The organism is Dyella sp. 2YAF14, assembly GCF_052114725.1.
GTDB lineage: Bacteria > Pseudomonadota > Gammaproteobacteria > Xanthomonadales > Rhodanobacteraceae > Dyella.
Window position 1 is genome coordinate 96,481 of sequence record NZ_JBFRFH010000009.1, and the last position, 13,458, is coordinate 109,938.

Annotated in this window: 11 protein-coding genes; 2 read left to right on the forward strand and 9 right to left on the reverse strand. The window is 58.5% G+C overall.

Annotation, left to right across the window (positions count from 1 at the left end; translation table 11 throughout):
- Position 1: 1 nt before the first annotated feature.
- Together trmB and AB4Y82_RS14015 are read left to right on the forward strand one after the other, a co-directional pair.
- On the forward strand, positions 2-727 hold the full coding sequence (trmB, locus tag AB4Y82_RS14010) for a tRNA (guanosine(46)-N7)-methyltransferase TrmB (protein WP_441604451.1): 726 nt from the start codon (positions 2-4) through the stop codon (positions 725-727).
- 858 nt (positions 728-1,585) lie between these two features.
- Positions 1,586-3,403, forward strand: coding sequence for an SLC13 family permease (locus tag AB4Y82_RS14015; RefSeq protein WP_441604517.1), 1,818 nt, complete (start codon positions 1,586-1,588; stop codon positions 3,401-3,403).
- Positions 3,404-3,454: 51 nt separating this feature from the next.
- On the opposite strand, the gene AB4Y82_RS14020 is transcribed toward AB4Y82_RS14015, so the two are convergent.
- The 9 genes from AB4Y82_RS14020 to AB4Y82_RS14060 form a co-directional block, all read right to left on the reverse strand.
- Positions 3,455-4,477 (reverse strand): NAD-dependent epimerase/dehydratase family protein, encoded by a 1,023-nt coding sequence (locus AB4Y82_RS14020; RefSeq protein WP_441604452.1) that lies wholly within the window; start codon positions 4,475-4,477, stop codon positions 3,455-3,457.
- Between the two features lie 9 nt (positions 4,478-4,486).
- Complete coding sequence (locus tag AB4Y82_RS14025; RefSeq protein ID WP_441611413.1) at positions 4,487-5,419, reverse strand: glycosyltransferase; 933 nt, start codon at positions 5,417-5,419, stop codon at positions 4,487-4,489.
- Positions 5,420-5,443: 24 nt separating this feature from the next.
- Complete coding sequence (locus AB4Y82_RS14030; RefSeq protein WP_441604454.1) at positions 5,444-6,457, reverse strand: glycosyltransferase family 4 protein; 1,014 nt, start codon at positions 6,455-6,457, stop codon at positions 5,444-5,446.
- Positions 6,454-7,932, reverse strand: coding sequence for a hypothetical protein (locus AB4Y82_RS14035; RefSeq protein WP_441611415.1), 1,479 nt, complete (start codon positions 7,930-7,932; stop codon positions 6,454-6,456). The genes AB4Y82_RS14030 and AB4Y82_RS14035 overlap by 4 nt, the downstream gene beginning before the upstream one ends.
- Before the next feature lie 92 nt (positions 7,933-8,024).
- The gene (locus AB4Y82_RS14040) at positions 8,025-9,398 is read right to left on the reverse strand and encodes a hypothetical protein (RefSeq protein WP_441604456.1); all 1,374 of its coding nucleotides are present in this window, start codon (positions 9,396-9,398) and stop codon (positions 8,025-8,027) included.
- A 52-nt stretch (positions 9,399-9,450) separates the two neighbouring features.
- On the reverse strand, positions 9,451-10,665 hold the full coding sequence (locus AB4Y82_RS14045) for a glycosyltransferase family 4 protein (protein ID WP_441604457.1): 1,215 nt from the start codon (positions 10,663-10,665) through the stop codon (positions 9,451-9,453).
- A 15-nt stretch (positions 10,666-10,680) separates the two neighbouring features.
- The gene (locus AB4Y82_RS14050) at positions 10,681-10,866 is read right to left on the reverse strand and encodes a hypothetical protein (RefSeq protein ID WP_441604458.1); all 186 of its coding nucleotides are present in this window, start codon (positions 10,864-10,866) and stop codon (positions 10,681-10,683) included.
- On the reverse strand, positions 10,863-11,891 hold the full coding sequence (locus AB4Y82_RS14055; protein WP_441604459.1) for a glycosyltransferase: 1,029 nt from the start codon (positions 11,889-11,891) through the stop codon (positions 10,863-10,865). Before AB4Y82_RS14055 ends, AB4Y82_RS14050 begins: the two co-directional genes overlap by 4 nt.
- Positions 11,884-13,335, reverse strand: coding sequence for a flippase (locus tag AB4Y82_RS14060; RefSeq protein WP_441604460.1), 1,452 nt, complete (start codon positions 13,333-13,335; stop codon positions 11,884-11,886). Before AB4Y82_RS14060 ends, AB4Y82_RS14055 begins: the two co-directional genes overlap by 8 nt.
- Positions 13,336-13,458 lie beyond the last annotated feature (123 nt).

Consider the following 13,458-nt stretch of genomic DNA (forward strand, 5'->3'; position numbering starts at 1 on the left):
CATGAGCGACCTGCACGACCACGACGGCGAGCACGAAGACGCCGAACAGCCGCCCTTCATGCGCCGCATCCGCAGCTTCGTGCTGCGCGAAGGCCGCATGACGCCGGCGCAGCAACGCGCCTTCGATGACCACTGGGCGCGCTTCGGCATCGATTACAGCGGCACGCCGCAGGACTTTGCCTCTCGCTTCGGCCGCACCGCACCGCTGGTATTGGAAATCGGCTTCGGCAATGGCGAGGCGCTGGCCTGGGCCAGCGAGCACGACCTCGCCCGCGACTTCCTCGGCGTGGAAGTGCACGGCCCTGGCGTGGGCCGCCTGATGAATGCACTGGCCGCTCGCGATGCCAGCAATGTGCGCCTGTACAAGCACGATGCGGTGGAAGTCCTTGAAAACGAGATTCCGCCCGGCACCCTCGCCGAAGCACGCATCTGGTTCCCGGACCCGTGGCACAAGAAGCGCCACAACAAGCGCCGCATCATCCAGCCCGACTTCGTCGCCCTGCTCGCCTCCCGCATGGCCCCCAACGGCCTGCTGCACCTGGCGACCGACTGGCAGCCTTATGCCGAGCACATGCTCGAGGTGATGGAAGCCGCTCCCGACTGGCGCAATGACCTCGGACCTGGCCAATACGCTGAAAAGCCCGCGTGGCGCATCGAGACCCACTTCGAGCGGCGTGGTCTCAAGCTGGGTCATGGGGTGTGGGATTTGTTGTATCGCAGGCGCTGAACGCAGCGCTTTGCACCCCTCCCCCCCTGCCGGAGGCGCGTTCCTCTAGAGCCAAAGAGTGCCTGTGGGAGCGCACCCTGTGCGCGACCAGCCGACGAAGCGGAACGCCGCAGCGCCGCGGTCGCGCACAAGGTGCGCTCTTACAACGGTTGCGCATGGTCATGGGTATCGGATCAGCGTTTCGGTCCGCCATTTTGTGGGAGCGCACCCTGTGCGCGACAAGCCTACGGAGCGGTACACCCAGCGTGGCTGTCGCGCACAGGGTGCGCTCCCACAGACAAGCAGACGCGGCAAAGGTAAGGAGAGCAGACCAAAGCCGATGCGCAGCGAGGCCCCGCTTTAAGTCCTCAGCGATTCGGGCGCGTTGCGCAGCGCTCTGAGGTACCCCCTGTGTACCCTCGGAGGTTGTCCCACAACGACGCACCTCGAGCGTTCGGGCTTATCCCAACACAATGCTGCGGGCGTTATCAGGCCATTTTCTTTGGGTTACTTTTCTTTTGGGCCAGCAAAAGAAAAGTGACTCGGTCGGCGGCAGCCGATCGAAACGCCCGCCGCGTAGGCGGCACTCTGGCCTCGACGCGACAATCGAAGCGCAAAGTCACTGGATTCCTGCATTCGCAGGAATGACCAGCAAGACCAGATACCCGCCCGCGCCGGGATGACGAGCCCACAACCAAAACCAAAAATCGCGCCCACTTTGCAGCCTGGGTTCACCAGCCCACCTCACCACGCGCTTATACTCACGTCTCAAACAGGGACGAGTCGTCGTAGCGTGAAGCTCCCACTGCCCACATCCAGCCGTCATCAGGACGCCCAATTCGGGGGCGCACCCTAGTGGGACTCGCCCTCACCCCTGAAATGATCCTGGTGCTGGGGCTGGTGGGCTTCACCATGCTGATGTTGGTGCTGGAGTGGATCCGCGCCGACATGGTGGCCCTGCTGGTGGTGGTCGTGATCGGCCTCACCGGGCTCATCCCTTCCGATCGCGTGTTCAACGGCTTCGCCGGCAACGCCGTTATCGCGATCATCGCGATCATGATCATGGGTGCGGGCCTGGACCGCGCCGGCGTGCTCACCCTCACCGCCAGCTTCGTGATGCGCATGGCGCGTGGCGTGGAATCGCGCTTGGGCCTGGTCATCAACCTGGTCACCAGCCTGTTCAGCGCTGTGATTCCCAGCCAGGCGCTGGCCGCGTTGATGATCCCCGTCACCAGCCGCCTTGCCGCGCGCACCGGCGTGCCGATCTCGCGCCTGCTGCTGCCGATGGCGTTCTGCATCCTCACCGCCACCAATACCACGCTGATCGCCAACTCGCCGCTGATCGTGCTGAACGACCTGGTGGCGAGCTCGAACGCAAACCTGCCTGCGGGCGCCCACACGATTCCCAAGTTCGGTCTTTTCAGCGTCACGCCCGTGGGCCTGGTGCTGGCGCTGACCGGTGTCGCGTTCTTTTATTTCTTCGGCAAGAAACTACTGCCCGAACGCGAAGACGAACGCCTCAAGGTGACGCCGGGCCGCACCGAGAGTTACTTTGCCGATACCTACGGCATCGTTGGCGAAACAGCGGAGCTCACCGTCACCGCTGAAAGTCCGCTGGTGGGCATGAGCATCGGCGAAGTCGAGCAGCTGTACGGCGCGCCGCTGATCCTCGCCATCAAGAGCGGCAACGATGCGCGCATGGCGCCGCCGGCGGATCACGTGATCTGGGTGGGCTCGGTGCTCGGCGTCCTGGGCCCGCGCGACCAGCTCAACCAATTTGCCAACAACCAGCTGTGCAAACTCTCGCCGCGCATGCGGCAGTTGGGCGAGCTGTTCAACCCGTCGCGTGCGGGTATTTCAGAAGCGGTGATTCCGCCGAGCTCGCGCTTCCTCAAACAGACCGTGGGCGACCTGCGACTGCGCAAGCGTTACGGCATCTCGGTGCTCGCCGTGAATCGCGGCGACCAGGTGTATCGCGACGACGTGCGCTCGGTGAGTCTGCGCGCGGGCGACACGCTGGTGCTGCACTCGAGCTGGCGCGACCTCGTGCTGGCCAGCGAAGACCGCGACCTGGTGATCGTCACCGACATTCCGAAGGAAGAACAACGCCCCGGCAAAATCTGGCAGGCGGTCGGCTTCTTCCTGCTCGCCAAGTGCCTTGCGTTGTTCACCCACCTCGACCTTTCCGTGGCCATGATGACCGGCGCCATCGGCATGCTGCTCACCGGCGTGCTGAACATGGACGAGGCGTACAAGGCAATCAACTGGAAGACCATCTTCGTCACCGCCTGCCTGATTCCGCTGGGCTGGTCGATGGACGCCACCGGCGCCGCTGCGTGGCTTGCCCAAGAAGTGCTGCATCAACTGGGCCACACCAACCACTGGATCCTGCAACTGTCGCTGGCCATCCTCACCTTGCTGTTCTCGCAAGTGATGTCCAACGTCGGCGCCACCGTGATGATGGTCCCCATCGCCATCAGCGTCGCCGTAGCCACCGGCAACAACCCATCGGCCTACGCACTGATCGTCGCCGTCTCCTCCTCCAACACCTTCCTGCTCAGCTCAGGCCACCCCGCCCTGATGATGATCGCCGGCCCCGGCGGCTACCGCGGCAAAGACTTCCTCCGCGTAGGACTGCCGCTCACTGCGATTGTGCTGGTGTTGACGTTGGTGACGATTAATTTGATGTATCACTGAGCCAGGGCAATCGTCCATCGACCGTTGGGACGTTTGCAGATGTCGCGGCCACTAGCTCCACTCTTGGGGGCAATCCTGTTTCCAGTCCTGCATCGCCGTCTCCAGCGAGTAGAGATACGGGTAACCATTGCCTACCAAAAAATTCGGGAGAATGTTGTTTGAGCGCACCAGCTTCCGGATGCGCACGGGGCTGAAGGGATGGCTGACACGGAGCGGCCTGGCCACGAGATCAATGCCATAGGCAGCAGAAAGAAGAAGAAAATAGGGCACGTTCGCTACGAACCTTTTGACACCGCCCACTTTTCCGACTGCTTCGACATACTCAGAAATCGACGGCCCCGGATTCATTGAGCCATTGAAAAGCAGCACACCCCTGCCCTGCTCTAACTGCAGCTGGTGAACCCACCAGATCGCGTTGCAGAGCTCTTTTACGTAAATCCCGGCTTTGCGCGTATTGCGGTTCGCCATGTAGAAGAAGTAGCCCTTCCGCACCGCCTTCACCAGACGAGTGACATTGCCACCTTCGCCAGGTCCGAACACCACGCCAGGACGGGCGATCACCAATTTGCGCCGCGCACTGTCCGCTGCCTGCCATGCGAGGTGGATTTTCTCCGCAGCCAGCTTGGAGGCCCCATAGGCTGTCACCGGCACCGGCAACGTGGTTTCGTCTTTCACATCCTCGCTGATGCCGTAAGGCGAAATGGAGGAGGTAAAGGCGATATTGGTACAGTCGACTTCGTTGGCCCACGCCGCCACGTTTTCGGCGCCATACAAGTTGGTTTCGAAGTACTCCCGATCCTCGTGGCCCGGTTCACGGTGTACAGCGGCGAAATTGGCGGCGAATCCAACCGTCTCAACAGGCTTCCAAGCTATTGCCTGGCGAACGTCGCCGCATACAAACTCTAGTTTCTGAGCATGCTGGGCCAATAGATCGCTGCGATAGGGAAAGGGTTTGTCCTTGTACGACACGAGGTCGTAGAGGTACACCTTGTCAAACAACCGGTTCTTCAGGAGGTAGTCGGCAAAAAAACAGCCGATGAACCCCGACCCACCGAAAATGACTGCGCAGTTCATATCAATCCTTCAGAGCCAGCCCAACAGGGCCGCGACGGCAAGTACGGCACAGTCGGAGGAGCGTCGGCGCCCACGCTTGAAAAGCACACGCGCCAATTGCGCGCGACGCCTAAGCCCTCGCGGTCGTCTCCAGATGGAGCAAAAATCCGAAGGAATCGCGGCATTCGCATCGTCCAACGCTGAAACCGCCGCGATCAGTTGCCGTACTTGGTTCGCATACCATCCGTTGCTGATCAGGGCCATGCGCTTCCTGGCACCCGCGAATGCACCTCGCGCGCCGGTGTCATTGCCGTCGTGCTGGCGATAGCGCATCGAAGGTTCTGGGTCGAACGCCCAGCGCTTTCCCAACGTGCGTGACACTGCGTAAACCAGCCAGTCGTGGTAATGGATTGAACCGAGCAACTCTCGATGTTCGAGCGCAAACCGCTGTACTTGCCTGGCAAATTCACCACGCAATACAAAGGTGCAGCCCTGGCCGGCTCCTTCGAACAAGAAGTCGAGATCCGTCTGGTTCGAGTTCTGGCTTAGCACCAGTTCGCGACCATCTGGCCAGAATGCAGTGACAGCTGAGGAATAGCCATCGGCACACTGGCTGTCGAGCATCGCAATCGCGCGTGACAGTTTATTCGGTCCCCAAACATCGTCCTGGTCGCTGAACGCCACGAAGTCCACATCTGCCAAGTCCACGTCTCGAATCAAGCGGAGAAAGTTCTGCCCCGCGCCTCCCGAAGGCTCCAGGTATTGAACGATGCGTACGCAATCACTTGCATCAAGGCGCTTAAGCAGATCGACCGTGTTGTCTGCCGAGTTGTCGTCGCCAACAATAAGTCTCAGATGCACGTGATGCTGGGACAGCACGGAATTGACCTGATCGATCACATGTGCGCGACCGTTGTACGTAGCCATCAGCACGATACCGGCGGGATTCTTATTCTCAATCATCGTCGTCTATCCAGCCTTGAATGCTCAACGTTGACGGGCAGCGGAACGAACTATGTCCCAGGCCTGCGTGGCCGCCCTGTCCCATGAAAACGTTGCAGCTCGCTCAAGCCCCTTGGCCACCAAATTGACGCGCAATGCGGAGTCCGACACGAGCCCCTCCATCGCATTGGCTATTTCGCCAAGATCGCGAGGTGGCACGATGACAGCCGCGTCGCCTGCAATCTCTGGCATGGACGAAACGTTCGACGTTAGTACCGGCGTGCCAACGGCCATCGACTCGATGATTGGCAGGCCAAATCCTTCGTATAGTGAGATAAATGAAGTAAATGACGCGCCGCGATACAACCCTGGGAGATGGTCGTCGGGAACAAAACCCAGGAACACCACATCTTCGGCAATCCCTAGGGCTGCGATCGTAGCCAGCACCTCTGGCGTCCCAGTCCCCGTCAGAACGACTTTCAATCCGAGCGCGCGCAATGACGACTGCGTAAAGGCACGCAGGAGCATCTCTACGTTCTTATAGCTGCGCATATTTCCCGGGTAGAGGATGTACGGATAGCCGGGACGATACGGCTCCACCTGGACATTGAATCGCGACGAAACGCCGTTGTGCACGACATGTACCTGGCCGGGATCCATGCCTGACCAATCAAGAAATTCGCTACGCGTGTATTCGGAGACGCAGACGACCGCGGAGCACCGCCGGTACATTGGCCTGAACACGGTGTTGTAATAACGTACGTGCAGCGACGAATAGAAATGCAGGTGTGTCAGGTCATGGACCGTCACCACGCTTGGAGCACGCGACCAAGCGGGGGGAACAAAGCCAGGATTCCAGAACACGTGGTGTTTTTTCCGATGCAGCGCAAGCCTTGCCCCCAATTCGAAGGGAGAAACCGGGTGGCCAATGCCGCTCCTGAGCTGCAAGGCGCAGGAAGACATGTCGACTGGCATGCGAGCCAGATACTCGGTCGCGCACACGCCGATACCCGTCCCCTTTGGCCACCGAAGGTCAGCGGCAACAATAAGATCGCTCACCTTGTTCTCTCCAGCATTTCGCTCGCCTTAGATATGTCCGCATCGGATATCCAGATGTAGACCAATCCGTCAGAAAGGGGGACGCGGTCGTCGACCACCTTCAGATCTCTCCCGTCAATGCCCTCACATTTCGTCACGGGAAAGGGAACTCTGAGCCAAGGATGAGTACTTCTGGATGCGTTCTGGTATATCACCAGCACCGCACCATTCGGCGTCTTGAACAGAGCGCCAACACCGTCTTCAAATAGATGCCCAACAGACGATATGGCACGCGAGCCCGAAAGCGTCTTGGCTGCCTGTTCGTAAGCAGCCAAGCTGCGTAACGGCGTCCTTTCCTTGCCGGTCATGCCAAAATTCTTCTCTTTCTCTTCGTAGTACGGATAGACGAATGGGTAGTAGCGTTCGATGCCCATTCCATACGCAACGACCGCCTTGCCGGCTATCTGAAGTGCGGATGCCTGGTCTTGATCGAGCGGGGGGCGCCCCGGTCCTCGCTTCCAAGGCCATCCCGCTTCGGTAATCCAAAGCGGCATGTCCGGCGCCCCTGAACGCCGGAGCCATTCGCGATACGACCCAATATCCCTGTGTAGCGTCCTCGGATCGACGTACGTGTGGAAGCTGATGGCATCCACTGAGCGCGTAAGCCCAGCTGCGGCCACACCATCGGCAAACCTGGACGAGTCCATCTTGTCACCCGACAATGCGAACGCAAACGCTCCGCCAACGATGGGCACGGTTGGCGCGACATCCTTGATCCCTCTTGAGGCAAGCGATGCATAGTCTGCGTACTGTCTCTGATACACGTCCTGCTCGGACACCGTCAATTTGTCGTACACGCGATTGTGATCAGGCTCGTTTGCGACCTCGACGCCGTTCCAGACTGCTCCCCAACGCGTAGCGACCTGCGAAATCATCGACACGGACGCGTCAGAGGATGGGAAGTAGCCAGGTGGATCGACAGGAAGTCCCTGCAATACATCGAGGACTTTGATTCCCTGTCTGGCGTAGAGTTTACGAAGATCGTCAAACTGGTGACGTCCACTGCCATTCCACGCCTCTTGGTCAGGCTGCAATTCATTCCAACTGATGCGATCGCGCACCGACACGATGCCTAGGCGCTTCAACTGGCCGACAAATTGCGCACGCTTGTCGGCAGCCAGTTCCAAGTATGAGAAAGCAGCGTCAATGCCAAAGAAGGCACCAACCGGCTCGTTCACCTGGTCCAGCGCGATGACCCCGAAAGTTGAGTTGAGCGCTGGATAACGGATCTCGTGATATCCGCGATGGAGCTTGACCGAGAGCTCAACTGTGTTGCCGGACCTGCATTTAGCATTGCCCGAGGCCTCTTCTACCCCGGCATAGTCCTGAACTACATAAGCAAGACTTGTCTGGCACGCGATCGGATCCGCCTGAAACCCCAGTGTGACGGCGGACCCGGCAGGCACAATGAATTGCGAYACGTCGCTTGGCAACAACGATGGCGCCTCCCCGCCAGACACCGTGCACGCGCACGACGCTATCGCAACCAGTAGCGCCAACAAGCCTTGAGCCCACCACCGATCTCCGTTCATGCCTGTGGCACGCTTTCGAGGTTGCGCAGGGACGCATCCACTGATCGATGAACAAATGCACTTTTGCCCAATCGAATGCTGAAGGCGACAGTGAGGCCGGTTGCCAGAGCTGTGGTACCGCCTTCGATACAGCTCACTGTCCAACCCTCCATCAGAATGGACACCCCGAGAAACCAGAAAAGCGTGCTCATGCGATTACCCGTGAACTTCAGGCGACTCACCGCGCGGGTGAACACCCAAATCAGGAGCAGCGCGAACACACCAAACACGGCGTACAGGTACAAATACAGATTGTCGGCGGGTGAGTAGAGGTCGGGCTCGAAGATTTTCTGTGCAGAGCCAATCCCCCCGAGCCCACGCCCAAGGATCGCGTTGCCGTGCTTGAAAATCAGGGTGAAGGTGTCTGGCCACATCTGCGCCAGCCGCATCCCAAACGAAACAAGAAGGGTGCCGGAATCTTGGTTGGCAAAACTCGCGCCGATCTTCGAAACCAGGGTGCTTGCCGGTAGCAGGACCCCAATAAGGGCCATGATCCAAGGCACTATCGGCCCAACGACACGCTTGACGATGCTCGGCGCGGCGCGCGGGACCATTAACGGCAACAACATGGTGAGGAAGAAATACAGTCCCAGTGTCGTCTTCGTCGTCGTAACGGCGATGAGGATTCCCGTTGATATCCAAACTATGAGTGCGATGAGCTTGCTGCGTACCAAGATCGAGCAAACCAGGCCGAGGAAAAGCAACTGCATGGCAGCTTCGAAAGAGGCTCTAGCGAAGCCTGCGATACGCTCGACTCCGAAGTAACTCCAGTCGCGGGACACCTCCACCTCAGCATCACCCAACTGGTAGGTGAACCCGGTCCATGGCATCGAATGGAAAAAGTTTAAGCCCACGCCCACGGCCACGCATAGCCAGAGCACAAGGGCATACCGCAGGCTTCGCTCGCCGAGGCGAGAGAATGCGGGCTCGGCTATGACGCCAAATAGCATGGGCATCAGCGCAAAAAGGCCCATCACAGGCTGGCCGATGCCATGTGTGAAATAGAGCCCGACCAATGCGCACACCGAGAACCCGGCAAGCGTTCCCATCACAGTCTTGTCGAGCCGCAACGTCCACAAGGTTCTAATAAGGAGAAAGAAGAAGGCAAGCGCCATTAAGCCCTTGGGGGCATAAGCGAGAACCACCCCGCCAATCTCAGATAGGTAGTAGCGCAGCGGCCCCTGAAGCACCTCGAATATCAAGAACAAGAAAAGTGTGCTGAGGATGAAGATATCGCCGCGTCGAGTTGACGTGGCCTGACTACCCCCGGACCCACCATGAAGGTCCATAGCATTCATCTTTCGCTGTGCCGATGGGTATTTGGCGATCACCTTTCTTCGCTCCCAAACATGCTCGGCCCGGTGGCTTGCATCCTTGAACGGCTCATGCCTTTACCGCACCAGAAACTTCCGTGTATAGATCGATGTATGTGTTTGCCCAACTTAGAGGATCAAGGAAAGCTTGCACAGATTCACGAGCTGCGTCGCCCATGCGCGCCCTCAGGCCTGGATCATTGGCAAGCCGCTTCATTGCCGCGACGAGTTCGTCCTTGTTATCCGGCTCAAAGAGAAATCCGTTCACCCCGTCCTGAATCATCTCGGAGGTACCACCACGCCGCGAGCCTATGACTGGCTTGCCAAATGCCATGCCTTCTCGAACAACGCCACCAAGCGGCTCTTCCCAAAGAGAAGGAACAACCGTGGCATCTACATTCGGATAGAACTCACTTTGTGCCACCCTGCCTAGGAACCTCACGCGTTCGGACCCCCATTTGTCTCGCAGCGATTGTTCGTAATCGTGCTGACCATTGCCCGCGATCCACAGCTGCGCTTCGCCCAGTCCCGCTTCAAGAAATGCCCCAATGAGCAGCTCAATACCCTTGCTTGGATCGAGCCGCCCGATATAGCCGAGGCGCAAAGGTCCATCCGGCGCACGTACCGCTTTCGTCGCGCGCACACCCAAACTGAGAGGGTCACGAGCGTTATTGATCACACGCTGGATGGCAACATCGCGAAAGTATCCCTCGGTGAGATGGCGCTCAAGGGTGAATCGACTTACCCCGACGACAGCATTCGCATAACGGCTTAGGCCACGGTGCGGAATTCTAAAGAGGTGGCAGGATTGGCACTGCGACACGCAATTCTTTCCGCCACAGTACATCGTAGATTTAACACAGATGTATTCGTATCCATGCAGAACTTGCACGATAGGAACTCCTGAACGCTTGATCGTCCGCATTGCCAGAACCGACCATCCATTCAAGCAATGGACCGAGGCGACATCAGGCTTCTCTCTTGCAATGACACCCTTCAAGACGCCCTGCATAAAGGGATTGGCAGAATCGAGTGCATGCCAGAGAACCTTCTGCAGCGCTGGTCGCTGTTTGTTGTGCTTAGGGAGATAGACATTCCGAAGCTTGGCGCTGTAGACGGTGACGCCGTCGATAACCTCTCTCTTCAATCCTTCCTTATCCGAAGCTGCCAACAGCACACACTCATGGCCAAGCCGCGTCATTGCACGCATCAGGGTCCACAGGGTCACTTCGGCCCCGCCACCGGCATGCGGGTCAGCAAGTGCGTGCACAAATAGAATTTTCATGTTCTAGAGAAGCCTTTAGCTGATGATCTCTGGTTTCAATGCGGCGATCGGCGTCACCAAATAGTCCATAAACCCAAGTTGATCGCCAATTCGTTCGCGCAATTGACGCGTGGCCCAGCTGTCCACATGTGTCAACAGTGAAGCGATTCCAGCGCATCGACCCCAGGCGCTGCAGTACAAACCTGCGAAGATCATGTTCATGACAGTGGAAGCCCAGGTTTGATACCGAGCACCGATGCCTGCCCATCGCTAATGGCGCGCAACAAAAGACACAGGCGCGCCTGCCTTCCCGTGCACATGGCGTAAAACTTCAGCAAGACAACAAAGATGACTTGATTAATCCGATATTCGAACTCTGAGGTGACCCACTTGTTTTGATCGAACCAAACTTGGTTCCGTAAGGCGTAGAACGCCCGAAAATCCGACTCGCCCTTGAGCCAGCCGACGAAGGAATTCGGATACCGGTTCTTCAAGTTCCATGAGCCTTCCATGTCCTCAAGCTCCGCTCCAGTCATTACTTCGATGACTCCGCCATCGGAAGTAATGCGGTGGGTGTACTCGGTATCGTCCGCGTAGAGCACCAGTTCCCGCTTTGGCAGACCGATGCGTTCAAAAAGGTCACGCGACGCGAGCAATCCGCCATACGGCGCATAGGGCAGGCTTACATTCTCGACAGGCGCCTTTGACCCAATGCGCTTACGGGTCACCCTACGCCAGATCTTGAAAGGGATCTGGCGATAGTGAAATCCAATGAAACTTGAGCGCAAAGGAACGGCCTTTGACGCGGCCACACCTGCAGCAATGTCGGCCTGATGATCCGGACGGAAGCCCAGTACGGCAGCCCGATCTCGCCCGAACTTTGCGGTGAGCTTCTCAAGCCTCAGATGCAGAACGCGGAGCGCCCCGGGTCGGGGTGCGTTGTCGTCGTCCATGAGCCAGAGATAGCTTGCACCGGCATCCAGAGCTGCCCGGATGCCGACGGCGTAGCCGTTGGCCGAACCGGTGTTCTCGGTCAGCCGCACGATTCGGATGCGTGAGCCCCACCTCTTCTCCAACAACGAGAGGTCCGAGCGCGATGCATTACTGACGACCAGTGCATTGGCCATGCCCTCTGTATCAAGAGCGCGCTGTAGCAGCTCTTGGAGAAAGTGCATGCGATCTGCATATGTGACCGTCACCAACGTTGTGGCGGCTGCTTCGACATGGATGTTACCTGCGTCAATCATGGCGACGTATCCGGCCAAGGGTTTGCAGCGCGTAGAAGATGCTCAGTGCGGAAATGACAGCGCATGCAATCGCCCTTGGCACAATTGAACCCATCACGCCCACGCCCAAAATCACGCATACACCCCCAACCACTGCACCAACAACGAGCACCGAGCGACGCTCCAACCCAGGAATAGCTGCATTGGCGCATAACACGAGCAGCAAGAAATCGAGAGCCATTCGCCCTGTCCAAGCTATCGCCGCACCAAGGATGCCGAAGTGCGAAAGCAGCAGCCAAAGTCCGAGTGCGTAGATTGGCAACTCGATCATGTGGAGCTTGGCCGTGGTCGAAGGCCTACCTGTAGCTTGGAGTAGCGCGTGTGGTACCCGAGCGATACTGTTGACAAGCAATCCGAGGGCAAGCCAGCGGAGCAATGGCGCGGATTGGGATGAGAAGTCATGCCCCATCCATAGAGACAAGCCTTCCGGCGCAAAGACATACAGGCACAACGCCGCTGGAAACAACGCGGCACACATGGCCTTACTCGCGCCCGCATACATGTCCGGAATCGCGGTGCAATTACCAGAGGCCCATGTTGCAGCGAAAGCGGGAAAGAAAACCCCGACCATCGAGATGGGCGCAAAGCTGAAGCGGTTCACCAGATCGGCGGGAACGGAGTAGAAGGGCAACAGCGCCAGAGCGACTACGGCGCCGATCACGATCTTGTCCATTTGCGCCATCAAAGGACTGATGAGGTTGCTCAGAGTGATCCAGCCGCCAAAGCCGAGCAGTTCCCTGATGTGGTGCCTCTTGAAACTGCCACGAGAGGCGTGGATGGACTCGAGTCGTCTGACTCGTGAGAAGTACAAGATAGTCGTAATGACGCGCGAGATAGCCAACGAGATGGTTGCCGGCACCAACTGGTTCGACCAGTGCAACATCAACAACGGCGCCGCGAAATTCAAAAGGCCCATCGCCAAGCGGATCACGTTGATTGATTGAAATTGCCCGTGCGCCTCCAAGATACCGATTAGGCCCGCAGACAAAATGACGAACGGAACGCTTACGGCGAGAACACGCAGGCTGGCGATCGCCTCGTCCAGCAGCGACGCATCAATCTTAAGCAACCCCACCAGCCACGGGGCTGCCAGCAAAATGATGAGCGTGGCCAAGACGCCAAGCATCAGCATCACGCGCAGCCCTGTGGCGGTGACATCGGGAATATCGTCAGTGCTGCTGGTGCCTAGGCGATCCGATACGAGCTTCGTAAGCGCACGACCGATGCCAAAGTCGAAGATGCTGAAGTAGCCGATCAGCGACCAGACAATGGTGAGGAATCCGAAACGCGCATTGCCGTAGCCAGACAGAAGTGTGGGGATGGCAAGAAAGGCGAAGGCTAGCGGAACGCCGGCCCCGACGAGGTTCCAGGCCACATTGTGAGTGAATGACCGCTGTTTAGACATCAGAGCGGTCCACGCAACCCAGAAAGACACGTCCATGGACCGTGTAGCCGGTGCGTCGGCTGTTAGTAGACGCGGGGATGCCATGAACGACAATTGCAGACAAGCCCGTATCGCCGCGTCTTG

Coding starts and splice junctions, on each gene's coding strand:
- AB4Y82_RS14015 (WP_441604517.1), top strand. CDS start 1,586: ATGATCCTGGTGCTGGGGCTGGTGGGCTTCACCATGCTGATGTTGGTG.
- AB4Y82_RS14060 (WP_441604460.1), bottom strand. CDS start 13,335: ATGTCTAAACAGCGGTCATTCACTCACAATGTGGCCTGGAACCTCGTC.
- AB4Y82_RS14025 (WP_441611413.1), bottom strand. CDS start 5,419: ATGATTGAGAATAAGAATCCCGCCGGTATCGTGCTGATGGCTACGTAC.
- AB4Y82_RS14055 (WP_441604459.1), bottom strand. CDS start 11,891: ATGATTGACGCAGGTAACATCCATGTCGAAGCAGCCGCCACAACGTTG.
- trmB (WP_441604451.1), top strand. CDS start 2: ATGAGCGACCTGCACGACCACGACGGCGAGCACGAAGACGCCGAACAG.
- AB4Y82_RS14045 (WP_441604457.1), bottom strand. CDS start 10,665: ATGAAAATTCTATTTGTGCACGCACTTGCTGACCCGCATGCCGGTGGC.
- AB4Y82_RS14050 (WP_441604458.1), bottom strand. CDS start 10,866: ATGAACATGATCTTCGCAGGTTTGTACTGCAGCGCCTGGGGTCGATGC.
- AB4Y82_RS14020 (WP_441604452.1), bottom strand. CDS start 4,477: ATGAACTGCGCAGTCATTTTCGGTGGGTCGGGGTTCATCGGCTGTTTT.